Source organism: Pseudoalteromonas sp. HL-AS2 (assembly GCF_031198805.1).
Taxonomy (GTDB): domain Bacteria; phylum Pseudomonadota; class Gammaproteobacteria; order Enterobacterales; family Alteromonadaceae; genus Pseudoalteromonas; species Pseudoalteromonas nigrifaciens.
Genome location: NZ_CP133572.1, coordinates 307170 through 326971, shown reverse-complemented (window position 1 = coordinate 326971; position 19802 = coordinate 307170). Strand labels below are relative to the sequence as shown.

The following is a 19802-nucleotide window of genomic DNA, read 5'->3' as shown; positions in this document are numbered from 1 at the left end:
CTGTTTTAGAGCAATTAATTAAAACAGCGTTTAAAGCAGTTTATTAAAACAACCGCCCTTCACCAGCGTAAGTGCCGGCTAAAATTCTGGTATAAATAGCGTCGGCTTTTTCTTTTGCTTCTTCAACTTCTTTAGGCAGCATTTTTTGCTCGTCGAGCTTGCGACTATGGCTTGCTTGCATATTGCCGTTATACTCGGCAATGGTGTTCCAAATATATGACTTTTCTAAATTCTTAGGCATGCCTAAGCCTTCAAAGTACATTAAAGCTAAATTAAATTGCGCCAAAGTATAATTATTGGCTGCAGCTTTTTCATACCACGTTTTAGCAAGTTCATAATCTACGCTTACGCCATCACCATTGGCATACATAACGCCTAGGTTAAATTGTGCAGCGGGTAGGTTTTTGTTTGCCGCTTGTTCAAATAACTTTATTGCCATTTGTTTGTCGAGTTTTACCCCGTTGCCTTCATCGTATAAAACGGCTAAAGCAAACATAGAATCGGGGTGATTTTTTGCTACCCCTTGTTGATAAAGTTGAGCAGCTTTACGGTAGTCACGCGTTACACCATACCCACCTTCATATAATTTACCCAGCTCATAAATACCAGGGGCAAAGCCTTTATCTGCTAGGTAATTAAACTCTTTTAGTGCTTGTGCAAATTCGCCTTCATTAGCGGCTTTGATCCCTTCCTCTAACCCAGCATGAGCGAAAGGGCTACTAAGTAAAATGCCCGCTAGGAGTAAGGTTTTTAAATTAAACTGTGACATAAGAATGTCTCCAATAAGTGATAGTTGCAATGTGTACTATTTAAACATTATTCTATTTTAAATTTTGCGCTAAATGAGGTAATGCAACGTTTAAAAATTAAGTGCAAAGTTTATTGCTTGTTATGCATTACGCTGGCCTTAGTATTAAGCACCGCATTAGCAAATGCAAAGTACGCTTATTATAGCTTAAAGCCGAGCAGAGTTGTTTTAGCAGTGTAAGATACAGATATTACAAAAAATTTAAAGCAGTAAAAAAAGCCCTTTCGGGCTTTTGGGTCATATCAACCGTCACTAATATGAAAAATGAAGATGTAAGCTAAACTTTGTTTATTAAAACCTGAGCTACATAAGTATTACGTGCTTAAATAAAATAACAGCATCCGTGCTGAAAGTTCATCCTTGGGCACTGAGGTCGGTACATTTAACTTATGCGAGTGATTATCAGTTAGATTTAAATTAAAGTCAAATGCAAATAAAAACCATTATCAAGTTTGTGTGTGCGCAGGAGAATTATGTTAATTAAAATAAATACAAAAAAAATAATACATGCAATGGTAGTCATCAGCTTTTTACTTTTAGCTAGCTGCTCTACTTCTTTTGCTTATAACAATTTACCTTGGCTATCATCATTTTGGGTAGATGACTACATAGACCTAAACAGTAGCCAAGCAAAACAGCTTAAAATTATAATTAAACAAACCCGTAATTGGCATCGTCAGGTAGAGCTGCCTAAGTACAAGCAAGATCTTCTCAAGTTACAAAAAACATTTAATAGTGAGTTTAATATCAGCGATTTAACACAGCAGGTTACTGTAGCTAAATTGCATTGGAGCAATTTATTAATACAGGTTAAAGCGCCTTTAATAGAATTGGCTAAAACACTCAGTACCAAGCAACAACAAGAGCTTGTAACTAACATACAAGCTAACTTAGCTGACGAGTTAAAACAGTATCAAGAGCAAACGACGCAACAACTTAGCGAAGAGCGCCTAAAAGAGCAGCTTAGTTATTATAAAGATTGGTTAGGGAAATTAACTAAGCAGCAAACACAGCTCATAACAGTAGCTAACGAGCAGTATATTAATACCTTTGTGCTTTGGCAGCGTTATAAGCAAAATAGGTTAAACGCACTGCAACAGGCTTTTAGTTATGAATTACGTAATGTTGAACAGTTTGAGCAGCAAATGAGCATTATAATTACCGATCGTGAATATTTTATTAGTGAAGAATTAGCGGCCAAAAACCAAGCTAATTTAATGGCTCATGTAAATTTGCTTGTTAGTTTAAATAGTACTTTATCGGATAAACAACGCCGCCACGTAAATAAGCACTTTGCTGAGTTGATAGAGACGGTGGACGATCTTATTGCTGATTAGGTTTTTTACGCAGTACAGTAACGAATTTGTATATAATTATTTACTAATATGCCTAATGTTATGGGCATGCTGTTTTGTTATATTTATGTTTCACGTTAAACTAATTTTTTATTTTTTATCAAGTTTCATAAATGGATATAGCAGCACTTAATAGTACAGAGTTTTTAAGGAAAAATGTTCTCAAATGGGTCAGCTTATGCTTTGGTTGCTTGGCGTTGGTATTTGCAGGTTTTAATCTTACTGTGAATAATTTAAGTGTGCTTGGTTATTTTGAAGTTGTTTTTTCGCTGTATTGTTTTTGCATTTATTTTCGTTTGGGTAAACACCCGGTGCAAGTTTGGCAGTCTGTTGTTATGTGTGCCTTTATTTCTTTTATTGTGGTTTTTGGAGCTTATATAGCCGCACCTAGTAATGGGGTGTTTGTTTGGGCGTTTGTGCTGCCTACTTTGTATTATTTATTACTAGGAAAAAACTATGGATTTATTTTTTCCATTGTTTTGCTCAGCTTGCAAAGTATTGTATTAATTAATAAATCCTCGTTAGCTCCTTTTACTTCTCTTAATTTATGTTTAAATATATTATTTGCTTATATTGTTATTTGGGCTATTTCACATACATTTGAAAGTAGCCGCTCGCAGTTTTCAAAAAGACTTAAAAACCTTGCCATGCTTGATCCTCTGACCGGAGCGGGTAATCGTTTGGCAATGAATCATTATTTTTCGGTTGAGTTACGTGAGCGTGCCCAGCTTTACTTGTTTTTAGTTGATTTAGATTATTTTAAGCAAATAAATGATAAATACGGCCACGATGTGGGCGATAAAGTATTGATAGAAGTAGCCACGCTATTAAAAGTTACTTTTGCTAAAGGTTATGTTTTTAGGGTCGGGGGCGAGGAGTTTGCACTTATAAGCTCGTTTAATAGTGAGCATGCAGCGCTTGCTGTTGCCGAAAAAGTAAGAGCTGCACTGGAAAATAAATACATAAACGTTGATAACTATAAAATAAACCTAACAGCAAGTATTGGCGTTGCAAATTATAAACCCCAACAATCACTCAATGAATTGCTTAAAGCAGCCGATAAACAGCTTTATAAAGCCAAAGATTTAGGGCGCAATAGCGTTTATTATCCAGCGGTTAAAAGTGACAAAACAGCGCTTATATAACGATTAATACATGTGATCAAAATTTGGGATACTGTTTTCCCAAATCGGTTTATCTTTGCCTAAATACTCGCGCACAGCATCAAAAAATAGTCGCGTTCTGACCGGTAAGTCGCGATGCGGATATAACGCATACATAGCACTGTGGTCCATTATTTTTATATTGGTAAGTAATGGCACTAACTCGCCATCAATAACTTCGTTATCGAGTAAAAATGCAGGCGCCAAAAAGTAACTGGTGCCAGAGAGTGTTTTCATTAGCAATACTTCAGCGTCGTTAGCCCGAAACACACTCCTTATTTTTTGCTCGCAAGCCTCACCTTTATCGTTATAGTAATTTATTGCATCCACTCTAAATGCATTGCTTTTATAGCTTGCCGCCGGTAATTGAGCCAGATCGCTCATAGTTTTAGGCATGCCATAGGTTTTTACAAATTCAGGTGTTGCTAATATTAATAAACGATTACGGGCAATTTTACGCGCAATGAGCGATGAATCTTTTGGCTCGCCAATTCTAAATGCTAAATCAAACCCTTCAGATACTATATCGACCAAGCGGTCATCTAAACGTAATTCTACTTCTACTTGTGGAAAGCGTTTTTGAAAATCATTAATAACAGGTTGTAAATAACGGCGACCAATAATGGTTGACGCTGTTATTTTTAATAATCCACGCGGCTCTTGGTGATAGTTTTCGGCCATGCGCAGGGTTTCACCTAGCAGCTCTCTAAGGTCGGCTGCTTTTTTTATCATTTCGGCGCCCGCTGCAGTAAGCGAAAAAGAACGTGTTGTTCTGTTTAACAACCTCACGCCAAGCTCATCTTCTAAACGGCTAATTTGTTTTGATATAACGGAGCGGTCAATATTACGTATTTCAGCTGCTTTGGCAAAAGAGCCTTGTTCAACCACTTCAAGTAACATTAAAAGTCGACTAGTTGTATCCATAATATTACCTAAAAGAGTTTATTGATGCCATTTTGGCATTAATGAATTTAGAAATCTATTATTTTTGTCAGCACGATTGTTCCGTACCATGCAACGCTAATTATAAAGGAGCGTCGTAATGAACAAACATTTAATTGCTGTAGCACTGGCCACAGCATCCTTAACACTTACAAGTTGTGCCGATGAAAGCACGGCTCAGTCGGCTCCAACAGCGCAACATCAGCCAATAGATGTTGCCAAGGTTATTGTTAAACCGGTACAAAGCTGGCACACCTACACAACTCGCTTAGAATCGCCTCAAGAAGTTGCTTTAATGCCACGAGTATCGGGTGTTATCGACAGCATCGAGTTTAACGAAGGCGACTTGGTAAATAAGGGCGACGTGTTATTTCAATTAGATAACCGTTCATTTACAGCCAAGGTTGCCAGCCTTGAGGCGCAAGTTAACAGTGCAAAAGCAGCGCTTGAACAAGCAAGCAGTGAAGCAACCCGTGCGGTACGCTTAACGCAGCGTAAAGCTATTTCAACTGAGCAAGCACAAGCACGTACTTCAACACTGCGCCAACGCGAAGCGCAACTAGCGGCGCTACAAGCACAGTTAACATCGGCGCAGCTTGATTTAGAATTTACCTCAGTTGTATCGCCTATAGATGGCATTATTTCGCGCGCTAATATTACTAAAGGTAATAATATTTTAGCGGGGCAAAGCGTATTAACGTCGATTGTTTCAAATGAAAAAATGTACGCTTATTTTGATATAGACGAGCGCACTTGGAATTCATCGTTTAATGATGTTAGTGCAGCAAGCCGCCAACCTGTGGTAATGCAAAAGGTAGGTCAAGATGATTTTGCTTATTCAGGTTACATCAACTTTATTGACAACCAAATTAACGCCGCTACGGGTACTTTACGCGTGCGAGCAGTGTTTGCAGATAATAGCGGGCAGTTACGTGCAGGCTCGTTTGCGCGTATTAAGTTAGCCGCTAATGCAATTACTGAAACAGTGATAGTGCCAGATAGAGCAATAGGTACAGATTTAAAAAATCGCTTTGTACTTACGGTCGGCGAAAACAATGTTCTGCAATATAAATTAGTAACCGTTGGAGAGCGTTATGGCTCATTACGCGCGATTACTGCAGGCCTTACAGAGGGTGATGTGATTGCTGTAAATGGCCCCGCTCGCGTCGGACCTGGTATGCCAATTTCTCCTAATACCGTCACTATTGATACCAGTGGAATTGCATTTACTTTAGGTAATAGCAACAACCAGTTAGTCGCTAAACAATAAGGTTTATTGATGAAGTTTTCGCACTTTTTTATCCAGCGCCCAATATTTGCGGCGATGTTGTCGTTAATCATTTTAATAGCAGGGGGAATTTCATTATTTCAACTGCCAGTAAGTGAATACCCAGAAGTTGTTCCACCTACCGTAGTGGTAACAGCCAGTTACCCGGGGGCAAACCCAACCGTTATTGCACAAACGGTAGCAACACCATTAGAGCAAGAAATTAATGGCACCGAAAACATGTTGTATATGTTTTCACAAGCCACTAGTGATGGTCGTATGACCTTAACGGTGACGTTTGCGCTTGGCACCGATTTAGACCGAGCACAAGTACAAGTACAAAACCGAGTAAATAGCGCATTGCCGCGTTTACCACAAGAAGTACAGCGCTTAGGCGTGGTAGCCGAAAAATCATCGCCCGACTTAACCATGGTGGTGCATTTATATTCTCCTGAAAACACCCACGATACGGCGTATCTATCAAACTATGCCGATTTAAATATTAAAGATGAAATTGCACGCTTATCGGGCGTAGGTGATATTCGCCTGTTTGGTGGCGGTAAATATTCTATGCGTGTGTGGCTTAATCCCGATGCTTTAGCATCGCGCGAGTTAACCGCATCGGATGTAGTAAGTGCACTGCGCTCACAAAACCAGCAGGTTGCTGCGGGTAGCTTAGGCGCTCAGCCAATTTCGAACGACAGCCAGTTTCAAATATTGTTAAATGTTAAAGGTCGTTTAAACAGTATTGAAGAATTTGAACAAGTTATTATTAAAGTAGGTGAGCAAGGGCAGTTAACCCGTTTATCAGATATAGCTCGTGTAGATTTAGGGCAAGACACTTATGCACTGCGCGCTGAGCTTGATAATCAACCAGCACTGGCTATGCCAATATTCCAACGCCCGGGTTCTAATGCAATTGAGCTCTCTGATCAAGTACGCGAAACCATGGCGCGTTTAGCGAAAGACTTTCCTACCGGTGTTGAATACGACATAGTGTACGACCCTACAGTATTTGTACGCGGCTCTATCGATGCGGTAATTACTACCTTGCTAGAAGCAATCGCATTGGTTGTTATTGTGGTGATTGTATTTTTACAAACATGGCGTGCATCTATAATTCCATTGATTGCGGTGCCTGTTTCACTCATTGGTACTTTTGCAGTGATGCAGTTGCTGGGAGTGTCTATTAATACCTTGTCGCTGTTTGGTTTAGTATTGGCCATAGGTATTGTGGTAGATGATGCCATAGTAGTGGTAGAAAACGTTGAGCGTAATATTGAAAAAGGTCTGTCGCCACTTGAAGCAACCCGCGTTGCCATGAGTGAAGTAACCGGCCCTATTATTGCAATTGCCTTGGTACTTAGTGCGGTATTTATTCCTACAGCGTTTATTACCGGGTTGTCTGGGCAGTTTTATAAGCAATTTGCCTTAACCATTACTATTTCAACTATTATTTCAGCTTTTAACTCGCTGACTTTATCCCCAGCACTCGCTGCATTATTATTAAAACCCCATGACGCAAAGCCAGACGCTTTTACGCGGTTGTTAAATAAACTATTTGGTCGTTGGTTATTTGCACCCTTTAATCGCGTGTTTAATCGTGGCGCTAAAGGCTACGAAAAACTGGTACAAAAGCTGATCCGCATGAGCGTGGTGGTCATGGTTGCTTACGTTGCTTTAGTGGGCGGTACTATTAAGTTATTTGACTCTGTACCCGGTGGCTTTATTCCTCAGCAAGATAAACAGTATTTAGTGGCGATTGCACAGCTCCCTGATGCTGCGAGCCTAGATCGTACCGAAGCGGTTATTAAACAAATGCAACAAATAGCGCTAGAAGTGCCTGGCGTTGCCCATACGGTTGCCTTTCCGGGGTTATCGGTTAACGGTTTTACCAACAGCCCTAACAGCGGTATTGTATTTACGCCCTTAGCTCCTTTTAGTGAGCGGACTGATCCTAGCCTATCTGCCATGGCAATTGCAGCGCAACTTAATCAGCGCTTTGCAGCAATTGACGAAGCATTTGTAGCGGTATTTCCGCCGCCGCCTATTCAAGGTTTAGGCACCACAGGTGGCTTTAAATTACAAATTGAAGATAGAGCAAACAAAGGCTTTGAAGCATTATTTAATAGCCTACAGGCGGTAATAGCCAAAGCGCAACAAGACCCTGCATTAGTTGGCCTGTACTCAAGTTTTCGTATTCAAGTGCCACAAATGGATATAGATATAGACCGTGAACAAGCACTTATTCAAGGCATACCACTGGATGAAGTGTTTAATGCGCTACAGATATATTTAGGCTCAGTGTATGTAAACGACTTCAACTTATTTGGCCGTACTTACCAAGTCAATGCGCAAGCTGACGCCGATTATCGCGTTGATCCAGAACAAATATTGCATTTAAAAGTACGAAATCGTGCGGGTAATATGGTGCCATTAGGATCAGTGTTAACGGTAACTCCTACCATAGGCCCAGACAGAGTAATGCATTACAACGGCTACCCAAGTGCAGAACTTAATGGCAGCCCAGCGCCAGGTTATAGCTCAGACCAAGCGCAAGTTGCGATTGAAAAAGTACTTGCCGATACGCTACCTTCAGGTATTGAATACGAGTGGACCGAAGTAACCTATCAGCAAGTACTTGCGGGTAATACTATGGTGTATGTATTTCCGTTAGTGGTACTGCTGGTATTTATGGTGCTGGCTGCACAATACGAAAGCCTACGTTTACCACTGGCAATTATAATGATTGTACCTATGACCATATTTTCGGCGCTAATTGGGGTGTGGTTTGTGGGCTCAGACAATAACATATTTACGCAAATTGCATTAATTGTGCTGGTGGCTTTGGCCTCTAAAAACGCGATACTTATGGTGGAGTTTGCCAAAGATCAACACGAAACCGGTTTATCACATTTAGATGCCATGTTAGCGGCATGTCGAATGCGCTTACGCCCCATATTAATGACCTCAATAGCCTTTACCGCGGGCGTTGTACCATTAGTATTAGCAACGGGTGCGGGAGCCGAGATGCGCCACGCTATGGGTAATGCTGTATTTGCAGGCATGATAGGAGTAACCGTATTCGGCTTATTATTTACCCCGGTATTTTATATGTTAGTAGCCAATAAAAAGCAAAAAGCACAGCAGGTATCACATGATTAAATTAGTGCAAAAAAGCCTTAAAACGTCGCTTACCACAAGCGCTATATTAATTGCTGCTATGTTATCGGGTTGCGCCGCTAAAATTGACGCTGCCAGCGAGCAAAACGTGGTTAGTGAGTTTATAGCTAGTGCCAATATAGCCAGCGAGCTTAATAATATTGATGAGACAAACTGGTGGCAAAAGCTAGAATCAGCTCAGTTAAATCAGTTGGTTACAGACGCATTAGCCAATAACCACAACTTACAAACCAGTCAGTTAGTACTTAAAAGCGCCTTGGCGCGCTTAGGTGAGCAACAAGCGCAGTATTTACCGCAAGGCGGGGTAGAAATTGGCGCGCAGCGCAGTGGTTTAGGCGATACTAACAGTCGTCAATCGAGTGCTAATTTAGCACTTAATTGGCAGCTCGATTTATTTGGTCGTATTACGGCATTGGTTGATGCAGCGAATGCATCGGCCATGAGCCAAGCCGAGCAAGTGCGTTTATTGCAAATTGAAGTGGTTTCGTCGGTTGTTAAAGGCTTTGTGAGCTATCAAGGTAATGTACAAAAGCAGCACATTGTTACGTTGCAAATAGACGCACTAGAGCAAAGTATTGCGGTACTTCAAGCCCAGGTTGATGAAGGCGTAGCAAACGAGCTTGATTTAAACCGTACTATGGCACAACTTAAGCAACAACAAGCACTAATGCCGGCAATTGAATACGCTAAGTATCGTGATTTATCTACACTGGCTGTGCTTAGCGGACGGCTAGCACAAAATGTTAAACTCACTAATGAGCAAGCCATTTTAGAGCATAAATTTACCGTATCGTTAAATGATGCTAATGAATCTATCGCACTTAGGCCCGATATTAGCCAAGCACTTTATGCATTTAGCCAAGCAAATAGTTTAAGTGTTGCTGCAAGTAAAGCGTTATTACCAGATATAAGCTTAAGTGGTTTTGCAGGCGTGCTTAGTATTGGTAGTAATAGCTTTAGTGATACACAGCAGCAATGGCAGGTGGCTCCGCAAATTCAGTGGTCAATACTGAGCTACCCGGCACTCATAGCGCAGCGCGATGCACAGCAACTTTTAACTCAAGCGGCTTATAGCGATTATCAACAAGTGATACTCCAAGCGCTGAGCGAAAGTGAACTTTCTTTGCAATTGTTGGTCAACCAAGCTCAGCAAAAGAGCTTTGCTGAGCAGCGTTATCAGTTTGCTAATAATGCATTTTTACAAGCGCAAGCAATGTACGAAGAAGGGCAAATTCCTTACTTAGAGTTGTTAGATGCGCGTCGGGATGTTCTAATAGCTCAAGAAAATGCTGTTGATTCAACGATTTCATCACTGCTCGCTAAAGTAAATGCTTACCAATCATTTAACGGGCGATGGAGTTATGCGTTAAATAATACTAACCAGTAGAGTTTTTTGATGTCTGATACTGATATTTCACCGCAATACACGCTACCGCAGACTATGCGAGCAATTGTATTGCCTGAGCCTAATGAAAAAATTTGTTTAGCCGATGTTGAGTACGCTGTTCCTGAGTGTGCAGACAACGAGCTGCTTATTAAAGTTGAATATGTTGGCTTAAACCCAGTTGATGGCTTGTTTGCTAAATCGGGTTTTTGTAAGTGGCAATATCCACATATTTTAGGGCTTGATGCCGTTGGCGTAGTGGTAAAGGCTGGTAAAGGTGTTTTCCCGGGCGTTGGCACGCGTGTAATGTGGCATGCCAGTATTGGCGATCAAGGGGCGTTGAGTGAATATACCAAAGTAGCTAACTATGCTGTATCGGTTGTTCCTGCTGAGCTTGCAGGCGATATGGCGGCTACTTTACCTTGTGCCGGTATGGCTGCACTTATAAGCCTAGATAAAATTAATATTACCGAGGGCGATACCGTATTAATTGACGGTGGCGCAGGGGCTGTAGGGCAGTTTGCCATTCAGTTTGCAAAGCAGCGCGGTGCCGACGTATTTACCACAGCAGCTAAGCGTAATCATAAATTGGTGAAACAATTAGGCGCCGATGTGGTATTTGCTTACCAGGATAAAGACTTATGCGAAAAAATTCGCCGAGAGCTTGGCCCACAAGGCTTTGATGCGGTAATAGACACCGTTGGTGGCGCCTCTACAATACGCAATATAGAACTAATGCGTTTTTGTGGGCGAATTGCTTGTTTAAACCCATTGCCACATTTTGAACAAGAGCTAATGTATCGTCGAGCACCCAATATTGGTGTTGTATCCTTAGGAGGTGCTTGGTTGGCAAATAGTTTATGTGCCCAGCAACGTTTAAGTTTTATGGGTAACTTATTAATAGAAGGTGCTTTGAGTGGTGACATTAAAACACCCGAAATTACAGCTGTCGACTTTAACGCACAAGCAGTATCAGCAGCACTACATAAACAATTAGACGGCGGTTTTACCGGCAAACAAGTGGTTAAAATAAGCACTTAGTTAATTTTATAATTGAGCGGATACTAATTAACGCAGCATATAATTATGCTGCGTTTTTTTATGCCCGTTTAAAGTCGCTTTATTTTTAAGGCGTGATTTAGCTAAGTTTTGTTGTTTAATTAGCCAAATGAAGAAAAATAATGTTTTTCAGCGCATAGCCGTAAGCCCTTGTGTTTAAACAGTTTACGTTCACGTAAAGAAAATAAATTGAAAAAACTGTTAATTATTTGCATAGAGTAATTGATCTAATCGAATTTTTATGACGTAATGTAGTTATTATTATCTGGTCGGATGAGTTCAATCATGAGTTTACGTACAAAATTAAAAAAAGTATTACCAAGTATTTCAATTACTGAACAAGAAGCGCTAGACGCCGGCGATGTATGGTTAGAAGGGTCTATCTATCAAGGTAAACCTGACTTTAGTGCACTACGCGCCGTGCCAGCTGCAGTATTAAGCGCAGACGAAAAAGCCTTTATTGATGGCCCACTGCAAGACTTGTTGGGTATGATTGATGACACCGAAATTCAAAATGGCATTCATTTACCGGATTACATTTTAGACTTTTTAAAGAAAGAGCGTTTCTTCTCGCTGATCATTCCTAAATCGTTTGGCGGTTTAGAGTTCAGCCCATACGCTAACTCAACAATTGTAGCCACTATTGCCACTAAAAGCTCTGCAGTAGCGGTAACAGTAATGGTACCTAACTCGTTAGGCCCAGGTGAGCTATTACTGCATTTTGGTACGCAAGAGCAACAAGCACACTACCTACCACGTTTAGCAAATGGTACAGACATTCCATGTTTTGCATTAACTAGCCCAGAAGCGGGTTCTGACGCAGGTGGTATTCCAGATTTAGGTACAGTTACTAAAGGCATGTACAACGGTGAAGAAGTACTTGGTTTAGAAATTACGTGGGACAAGCGTTACATTACACTGGCGCCTATTGCGACTGTATTGGGTTTAGCATTTAAAGTTGTTGACCCTGATGGTTTGCTTGGCGGCAAAGAAAACCTAGGTATTACCTGTGCGCTTATTCCTAAAGAGCACCCGGGTGTAGAGTTAGGTAATCGCCATGATCCTATGAATATTCGTTTTTATAACGGTACTACGCGTGGTAACAAAGTATTTGTACCTATGGACTTTATCATTGGTGGCCAGAAAAACATTGGTCGCGGTTGGCAAATGCTAGTTAGTTGTTTAGGCGCAGGGCGTGGTATTTCATTACCAGCACTGGGTGTAAGTACGGCGCAAGTTGCATTTAAATCAGCATCTGAGTACGCTGCTGTGCGCGAGCAATTTGGTTTAGCAATAGGCCAGTTTGAAGGTATTCAAGAAAAGCTTGCCGATATTGCAGGTAAAACATACCTACAAGAAGCAATGCGAGTGCTTACAACTGAAGGCTTAGGCATGGGCTTAAAACCATCGGTAGTAACTGCAATTGCTAAATACCACATGACTGAGTTGGGCCGTGATGTACTCGACTCTGCAATGGATATTCAAGCGGGTAAAGCAATTCAAAATGGCCCACAAAACACGCTAGCAAGCGGTTATGTAGCACAGCCAATTGCCATTACGGTAGAGGGCGCGAATATTCTTACTCGTAACCTGATGATCTTTGGTCAAGGTGTAATGCGTTGTCATCCATACTTACAATCTATGGTTGAATCAATTCATAGCGAAGATAAAAATGCAGATAAAGAATTTAACCGTATTTTACGTAAAACAGTAAGTTACAGCGTAGCAAACAGCTTACGTGCGTTCCGCTTGGGTGTATTACCATTTACAGCGGGTGCAAGCTCAACGTTACCAGAAGTACGTGAATACGAAAAAGCAGCACATAAACTGTCAGCTAAATTAGCGGTATATGCAGATTTCTCGCTACTTGTACTTGGCGGTAAGCTTAAGCAAGCAGAAATGTTGTCGGCACGTTTAGGTGATGTAATGAGCTTTTTATACGCAGCAATGGCATCAATTAAATACTACGAGCAAAAAGTATCAAGTAGTGAACGTGAGCAAGCAGCACCGTATTTTCATTATGCAACTCGCTTTGCACTACAAAGTGCTGAAGAAGCGCTGCACAAGTTTTTAGATAACTTCCCTGCAAGTGGCACGCGTAAGTTCATGCGTTTTATTACCATGAATTACTCAACTAAAATGCCAAAAATTAGCGACGACTTAATTCGTGAACTAGCTAAGCAAGCTCAGCTAGATACGGCCTTTAAAGCGCAAATTACGCATTTAGTTAAGCCAGTTAAAGGTGATGGACATTACATTAACGAGCAAGCGTACAAAGCTAAAATGGCATCGCTTGGTGAGTTGGCTAAAGTTAAAAAAGCACTGCGTGCTAAAACAATTAAAGCGGGTATTCGTTTTTCAATCACACTTGATAACGCACTTGCGGCTAATGTAATTACAGCAGCTGAACATACTCAGCTTATTGATTACAACACTAAGCGCGAAAAAGCGATTCGTGTAGATGAGTTCGATTTTGATATGAACTTACTTGACGACAACGCACAACCGGTTAACCCACTTAAAAGTGTTGTAAACCAGTAATCACCCGGTGTAAATAAATTCAACAATGTAAGCGCCTGTAGTTTGGGCGCTTTTTACGTTTTTAAAGAAAGCCCACAAAAGTTAATTGAGGGGCTTTTTGTAACTTAATGAGGAGCTATTTAAAATAAATAAGAAATAGTTAAGTTACCCGATACAGCAACGTAGGTGCCTGTGCGGTACATAAAATCTTCATATTCATCAGCTTGGCGTAGAGTTAAAACAAAATCTAAAGCCGCAGGGCCCCAGTTGTAGCCTAAGCCGCCACCAAGTTGAAAGCCTGACATAGTCTCATTTTCACCCAAGGCACTCCACTTATCTGAAAAGAAACCAGCACCGCCATAGCCCCTAAAGCCTTTTTTAGACAAACCCACACCCCCGTAAGCCATTAGGTCGAATCCATCACTTTCTATCGCTGAAAAATCGTCGTTTTCTAATGAGAAGTAGGTAGCTCTAATTTGAAAGTGATTATTAACAGCATAACCAGCAGCTATATTAAAACCACTAAAATCCAAATCTTCGCTTGAGCTATTGTCATTGGCTAATGTGAACGCGTAAGCACCCGCTCCAATACTCCAATGTTTTTGAGGTACTGGTTCTAGCTCATTCGCTTGTACAAAAGAGCCTAGTAATAAAGAAGATAGCAGCAAAGTTCCCTGGAATGTTTTTTTCATTATTTTTCCTATTTTGATATTTTAAAAGTACGATTTAAAGATAATTCTCATAAAGCATATTCAGGTTTTAACGACTAAAAAATTTAGCCCGTTACACCAAGTAAGCAGCATGTATGATGTTATAGAGATGAAATCGGCGAGAGAATAGCGCATACAAAAGCAAGTGTCTAATGTTAAGTTGTTGTATTTATTTGGTTATTTGCAATGGTGGTGTGGTTGGGATACTTATCATACTAATTGTGAGCGGTATGTGAGCGTGTATTGAGCAATGCTGCTAATTGTTTTCTGTTTTTTGATTTAAAGATGAATAGAGGTAATAGCTAACGTTAATGAAAATAAATTTATAAATAAAATTGTTCTTTGTCACTTAAGTAGTTTTTACTATTAAATAACACTTTTTATAATAACAACGCTTTGCGTTAAACTAACTAAAATTTATTAATATTAAGTGCGGCTATGGCTTTTTACCTTTCTTTATTACAGCAACAGTTTAAACAGATAAAAGTGGGGGCTACGCTGACTTCTTTGTGGAGTGGTTGTGGCAGCATAGTGGCTTGTGAGCTTGACGGACAGGCGTGTGTTATAAAGGCGGTGAATATTCCTGAGATTATAAATCACCCAAAGATTAAACAAACGGCGTTTGCTGTTAATCGTAAGCGTAAATCTTATAATGTTGAATACTACTTTTATAATGATTGCAGCCAGCAGTTACCTAATAACGCTGCTGCTATTGGCTGTTTAGCCGCAATCCAAAATGATCAGCAATATGTGCTGGCGTTTAACGATTTTACCCAGCAGGGCTATGTACAAGCTTTGCCTCAAGACTATCGCGAGGTTATTAAATGGTTAGCGCATTTTCATGCGTTTAATCTAACAATTGAAGCTGTTACTCACGCGGCTGAAAAGTTATGGCCACAGGGCAATTATTGGCATTTAAGTACGCGTCCCGATGAGCTTACAAAGCTCCAGCAATCAGCTATTAAGCAGGTTGCAGCTAAGCTAAATACGACATTATGCAATAGTGCATATAAAACAGTAATTCATGGTGATGCCAAGCTGGCAAATTTTGCCATAAACAAACAGCAGCACGTGCTAGGGTACGACTTTCAATATGTAGGTGCTGGTGTTGGGGTTATAGACGTGATGTATTTTATGACAAGCTGCTTTAACGAAACACAATTGCATCAGCATGCTGATAGTTGTTTAGAGTGGTATTTTAGCGAATTGAAGTTAGCATTAGGCGTTTATCATCCTAAGGTAGAGGCAAGTAAAGTGATTAACGATTGGCGCAATTTATGGAGTGTTGCATGGGCCGATTTTTATCGTTTTTTAGCAGGGTGGAGCCCAGAGCATAAAAAAATAAACAGTTACATGTTGCTTCACGTAAAGAGTGAGTTAAAAAAACACATTTAATTAACGCTTGAATTAGGTATATTGCCTTAATATCAGGCAAAATAATGTTATTTGGCAGCAATTGTGAAAACTTAACGAAAACTGCAGGCCAAATGCACTTTTTTACTATAAAATATCGCAAATTTTATCACTAGGTTTTTTTAATATGGCTATTCACGTTATAACTCATCCCCTTGTTCAACATAAATTAGGCTTAATGCGCTCCCATGGAATTAGCACTAAAAGCTTTCGTGAATTGTGCTCAGAAGTAGGTACTTTATTAACCTACGAAGCAACTCAAAACCTACCGTTAGAAGATAACGAAATTACCAGCTGGGATGGCACAAAGTTAAATGTGCAGCATATTAAAGGTAAAAAAATTACTGTAGTGCCTATTTTACGTGCGGGCTTAGGCATGATGGACGGTGTGATGCAGTTATTGCCGGCTGCCAAAGTAAGTGTTGTAGGCCTTGAGCGAAACGAAGAAACATTAGAGCCAATTCCATACTTTGAAAAGCTAGTAAGTAATATTAATGAGCGTTTAAGCTTAGTGATAGATCCTATGCTTGCAACAGGCGGCACTATGATTGCCACTATTGATATGCTTAAAAAAGCAGGCTGTAAAGAAATCAAGGTAATTGTATTAGTTGCTGCTCCTGAAGGGGTTGAAAAAACATTAGCTGCCCATCCAGATGTAGAAATATATACCGCATCGGTAGACAGCCACTTAAACGATAAAGGCTATATTGTGCCTGGTTTAGGTGATGCAGGTGATAAAATTTTCGGTACGGTTTAAGTGAAAACAGTGCAAAACGATACGATGAAAAACAATGCCATGTTCTCAATAAAAACGATACTTACTGGTGCGCAAATGTTGTTTGTAGCATTTGGTTCATTAGTATTAGTACCGCTGTTAACAGGGCTTGATCCAAGTGTTGCTCTTTTTACTGCGGGCTTAGGTACGCTATTATTTCAGTTTGTTACTAAAGGCCAAGTACCCATATTTTTAGCGTCATCGTTTGCTTTTATTGCACCGATTATTGCCTCAATACAAATGTGGGGCATACCTGCCACTATGGGGGGGTTAATGGCGGCTGGTTTTGCTTATATGCTATTGAGCTTTTTAGTTAAATTTAAAGGCACTGAAACGCTACATAAAATATTACCACCAATAGTAGTCGGGCCGGTTATTATGGTTATTGGCCTAGCTTTAGCACCGGTTGCGGTAAACATGGCCATGGGCAAAAGTGGTGACGGCAGCACGCAAATTATTGCTTATGATAGTGCTATTTACATCTCATTATTTTCTTTAGTGGTTACGCTTATATTAGCGGTATGGGGTAAGGGTGTATTTAAACTTATTCCAATATTAGCAGGGGTGATAGCAGGTTATAGTTTATCGCTTGCTATGGGCGTAGTACAATTTGACGCCGTAACCAATGCACAGTGGTTAGCTGTGCCTAACTTTGTTTTACCTGAGTTTAAATGGCAAGCCATTTTGTTTATGGTGCCGGTGGCGATTGCTCCCGCTGTTGAGCATATTGGCGACATGATGGCGATTAGCCAAGTTACTAATAAAGATTTTTTGAAAAAACCAGGGCTACATCGCACTCTATTTGGCGACGGATTAGCTACCTCAGCAGCATCATTGTTTGGTGGGCCGCCAAACACAACTTACTCAGAAGTAACCGGTGCAGTAATGCTAACTAAAAACTTTAATCCTAAAGTGATGATATGGACTGCAATTATTGCCATTACTTTAGCCTTTATAGCTAAAATGGGCGCAAGTTTACAAACAATTCCAGTGCCGGTTATGGGCGGCATTATGATTTTATTGTTTGGCTCAATTGCAGTGATCGGATTAAACACTTTAGTTAAATCTGGGGATGATTTAAGCGAACCGCGTAATTTAAGCATAGTAGCGCTTATTTTGATTTGTGGTATTGGTGGAATGCATATTGGCAGTAGTCAGTTTAGCCTAGAAGGCGTAAGTTTATGTGCCATATTAGGCATAGTGCTAAACTTAGTGTTACCAAAAGCCGAGAAGAAAACCGCAGCTTAAATTTATAGATAAGTTAAACTAACCTAATAGCGCATATATATGCGCTATTTTTTTAGCTAAAATAAAGGCGCAATAGAAATATGGATATCAGTGATTTTTTAGCAAAACATCAATTACCAATAAGCTATCAACAGCAGTGTGAACAGTTTTTTATTCCGGTAGCAAAAAATATATTGCACGCTAAAAAAACCAATACTCCGTTATTTGTTGCTATTAATGGCAGCCAAGGCTCGGGTAAAACCACCTTGGCTGATTTTTTAGTAACTTGGTTGGCAAAAAATAGTTCGTTTAATAGCATAGCGCTTTCTATTGATGACTTTTACCTTACTAAGCAGCGCCGACTGCAGCTTGCAAAAGATGTACACCCGCTACTTGCTACTCGCGGTGTACCCGGCACGCACGATGTAGCTTTAATGAAAAGCACACTTGAGAAGTTACTAGCAGGGCACAGTGGTGTGCCTCTACCTCATTTTAATAAGCATTTAGATGACAGTGCACCACATAACGAGTGGCCGCGTAATAATGCCGCTGTCGATATTATTATTTTAGAAGGGTGGTGCGTAGGTAGTAAGGCACAATCGGCATCAGCATTAACTGCACCATTAAATGAGTTAGAGCAAAATGCAGATAGCCAAGGTGTTTGGCGTAACTATGTGAACAATTGTTTAAAAACAGAATATTTAAACATTTTTGCTAAAGTTGATTATTTAGTGATGCTTAAAGCCCCTAGTTTTGCTGCCGTATTTGCATGGCGAAAAGAGCAAGAGCAAAAGCTTATAGCCTTAAAAGGGCAAGGTGCAGGCACTATGAATGACGCCCAACTTAGATACTTTATTGCTCATTTTGAGCGTGTCACTCGAGAAAATTTAAACACACTAGCATCAACAGCAAACGCCCTTGTAACACTTAACGAGCAACGGGAAATTAGTTGCTTGGAGTTTAAAGCTGATTAATTAAAATGTTATGTCAGCAGCTACTGTGGCTTGCTATAACAAGGTTGAGTTTACTAAGCTCCTCCAAAAAGTCGCTCTTTACTCTTTAAGTTTGCATCTAAAGTGTAAAGGGGCTTTACACAGCGAACAAGGCTAAACATTACACACTTTCATTTGCGGTTACTTACTAGCGTATTATTGGTATAATCGACGGAGTTTTTAATTGAAAGGTTTATCATGAAGTACTTTTATTTTGTTTTTATTTTACTCACGTCATCAGTCTCAATTGCCAGCGCGCCAGTTGACCTTGAAATTAATATGAAAAACACGGGGCTTGCATATAAACAAGCAGTGCAAGCGACTAATATTGACGAGTTTAACCTTGCGATTAATGAATTCATCTCGTTAGTGGAAATAAGTAAAACAGCTAAGTTTTATAAAGAACCAGAGCAATCATTACAAGGGCTTGATAAAGTCATTGCTCAGGCTGAGCTTGCAAAACAAGCTGCTAACCTGCAAGGTTTGAGTGCGGCTAAACAGCCACTAAAAAACATAGATAATTTACGTAAAAAGTACCATGAGTTACATGAGCCTCCAGGCTTTTTTGAATTACTATTTGGAAAATAAGGGACCCTCGATGGAAATTTCAGTTGCAATGTTAGATGGCCAAAAGCTCAGTGCTAAATTTGGCGATCATGAAGTGATAAGCGATCAGAGTTTGGCTGCAGGTGGCAACGCAGAGCACCCAGAACCGTTTGATTACTTTTTAGTGAGTATGGTGTTATGTGCAGGTTTTTATGCAAGAAAGTTTTGCCAACAACGCGATATTTCGACACAAGGGATGTCACTTAAGCAAAATAACGAAAATGTGGATGAAGATGGTAAAAAGTTATTTTCTATTGAGATAACACTCCCAGATGGATTCCCTGATAAGTATAAAAAAGCACTGGTTGCCGCGGTAAATACCTGTACCGTGAAAAAAGTAATTCAGGCAGTACCTGAATTTTCAGTGGTAGTTAAATAACTAGTTAAATAAAGTCACT

Annotated in this window: 16 protein-coding genes; 13 read left to right on the top strand and 3 right to left on the bottom strand. The window is 40.1% G+C overall.

Annotation, left to right across the window (positions count from 1 at the left end; all coding sequences use genetic code 11):
• Window positions 1–43 precede the first annotated feature (43 nt).
• Window positions 44–769 carry a tetratricopeptide repeat protein gene (locus RB215_RS16365; RefSeq protein WP_011329994.1) on the bottom strand — a complete coding sequence of 242 codons (726 nt, stop codon included), beginning with the start codon at window positions 767–769 and terminating at the stop codon, window positions 44–46.
• A 512-nt stretch (window positions 770–1281) separates the two neighbouring features.
• On the opposite strand from RB215_RS16365, the gene RB215_RS16360 reads away from it, so the two are divergent.
• Window positions 1282–2145: a DUF6279 family lipoprotein gene (locus RB215_RS16360; protein ID WP_309217455.1), complete on the top strand. Its 864-nt coding sequence runs from the start codon at window positions 1282–1284 to the stop codon at window positions 2143–2145.
• 131 nt (window positions 2146–2276) lie between these two features.
• Window positions 2277–3308 carry a GGDEF domain-containing protein gene (locus RB215_RS16355; RefSeq protein ID WP_192532311.1) on the top strand — a complete coding sequence of 344 codons (1032 nt, stop codon included), beginning with the start codon at window positions 2277–2279 and terminating at the stop codon, window positions 3306–3308.
• Window positions 3309–3311: 3 nt separating this feature from the next.
• On the opposite strand, the gene RB215_RS16350 is transcribed toward RB215_RS16355, so the two are convergent.
• Window positions 3312–4250, bottom strand: coding sequence for a LysR family transcriptional regulator (locus RB215_RS16350; RefSeq protein ID WP_011329997.1), 939 nt, complete (start codon window positions 4248–4250; stop codon window positions 3312–3314).
• Between the two features lie 118 nt (window positions 4251–4368).
• On the opposite strand from RB215_RS16350, the gene RB215_RS16345 reads away from it, so the two are divergent.
• The 5 genes from RB215_RS16345 to RB215_RS16325 all read left to right on the top strand — a co-directional run bounded on the left by RB215_RS16345 (window position 4369) and on the right by RB215_RS16325 (window position 13702).
• Window positions 4369–5538, top strand: a complete 1170-nt coding sequence (locus RB215_RS16345; protein WP_309217453.1) for an efflux RND transporter periplasmic adaptor subunit — start codon at window positions 4369–4371, stop codon at window positions 5536–5538.
• Window positions 5539–5547: 9 nt separating this feature from the next.
• Window positions 5548–8700, top strand: coding sequence for an efflux RND transporter permease subunit (locus RB215_RS16340; RefSeq protein ID WP_089369231.1), 3153 nt, complete (start codon window positions 5548–5550; stop codon window positions 8698–8700).
• Complete coding sequence (locus RB215_RS16335) at window positions 8693–10105, top strand: TolC family protein (protein WP_309217451.1); 1413 nt, start codon at window positions 8693–8695, stop codon at window positions 10103–10105. The genes RB215_RS16340 and RB215_RS16335 overlap by 8 nt, the downstream gene beginning before the upstream one ends.
• Before the next feature lie 9 nt (window positions 10106–10114).
• Entirely contained in the window at window positions 10115–11143 is a 1029-nt protein-coding gene (locus RB215_RS16330) for a zinc-binding dehydrogenase (protein ID WP_011330001.1), read from the top strand.
• Window positions 11144–11446: 303 nt separating this feature from the next.
• Complete coding sequence (locus RB215_RS16325) at window positions 11447–13702, top strand: acyl-CoA dehydrogenase (protein ID WP_011330002.1); 2256 nt, start codon at window positions 11447–11449, stop codon at window positions 13700–13702.
• Between the two features lie 119 nt (window positions 13703–13821).
• Here the strand turns inward: RB215_RS16325 and RB215_RS16320 are convergent, their stop codons facing one another.
• Window positions 13822–14373 (bottom strand): outer membrane beta-barrel protein, encoded by a 552-nt coding sequence (locus tag RB215_RS16320; protein WP_089369233.1) that lies wholly within the window; start codon window positions 14371–14373, stop codon window positions 13822–13824.
• A 456-nt stretch (window positions 14374–14829) separates the two neighbouring features.
• On the opposite strand from RB215_RS16320, the gene RB215_RS16315 reads away from it, so the two are divergent.
• From RB215_RS16315 to RB215_RS16290, 6 genes are all read left to right on the top strand, one after another.
• A complete protein-coding gene (locus RB215_RS16315; RefSeq protein WP_011330004.1) occupies window positions 14830–15786 on the top strand; it encodes a phosphotransferase in 957 nt (318 codons plus the stop codon).
• A gap of 145 nt (window positions 15787–15931) precedes the next feature.
• Entirely contained in the window at window positions 15932–16561 is a 630-nt protein-coding gene (gene upp / locus RB215_RS16310; RefSeq protein WP_011330005.1) for a uracil phosphoribosyltransferase, read from the top strand.
• A 24-nt stretch (window positions 16562–16585) separates the two neighbouring features.
• Window positions 16586–17827, top strand: coding sequence for a uracil-xanthine permease family protein (locus tag RB215_RS16305; protein WP_041454985.1), 1242 nt, complete (start codon window positions 16586–16588; stop codon window positions 17825–17827).
• 80 nt (window positions 17828–17907) lie between these two features.
• Window positions 17908–18780 carry a kinase gene (locus tag RB215_RS16300; RefSeq protein ID WP_011330007.1) on the top strand — a complete coding sequence of 291 codons (873 nt, stop codon included), beginning with the start codon at window positions 17908–17910 and terminating at the stop codon, window positions 18778–18780.
• 216 nt (window positions 18781–18996) lie between these two features.
• Window positions 18997–19386 (top strand): cytochrome b562, encoded by a 390-nt coding sequence (locus RB215_RS16295; protein WP_011330008.1) that lies wholly within the window; start codon window positions 18997–18999, stop codon window positions 19384–19386.
• A gap of 10 nt (window positions 19387–19396) precedes the next feature.
• Window positions 19397–19783, top strand: coding sequence for an OsmC family protein (locus RB215_RS16290; RefSeq protein ID WP_011330009.1), 387 nt, complete (start codon window positions 19397–19399; stop codon window positions 19781–19783).
• The last annotated feature ends 19 nt before the right edge of the window (window positions 19784–19802 follow it).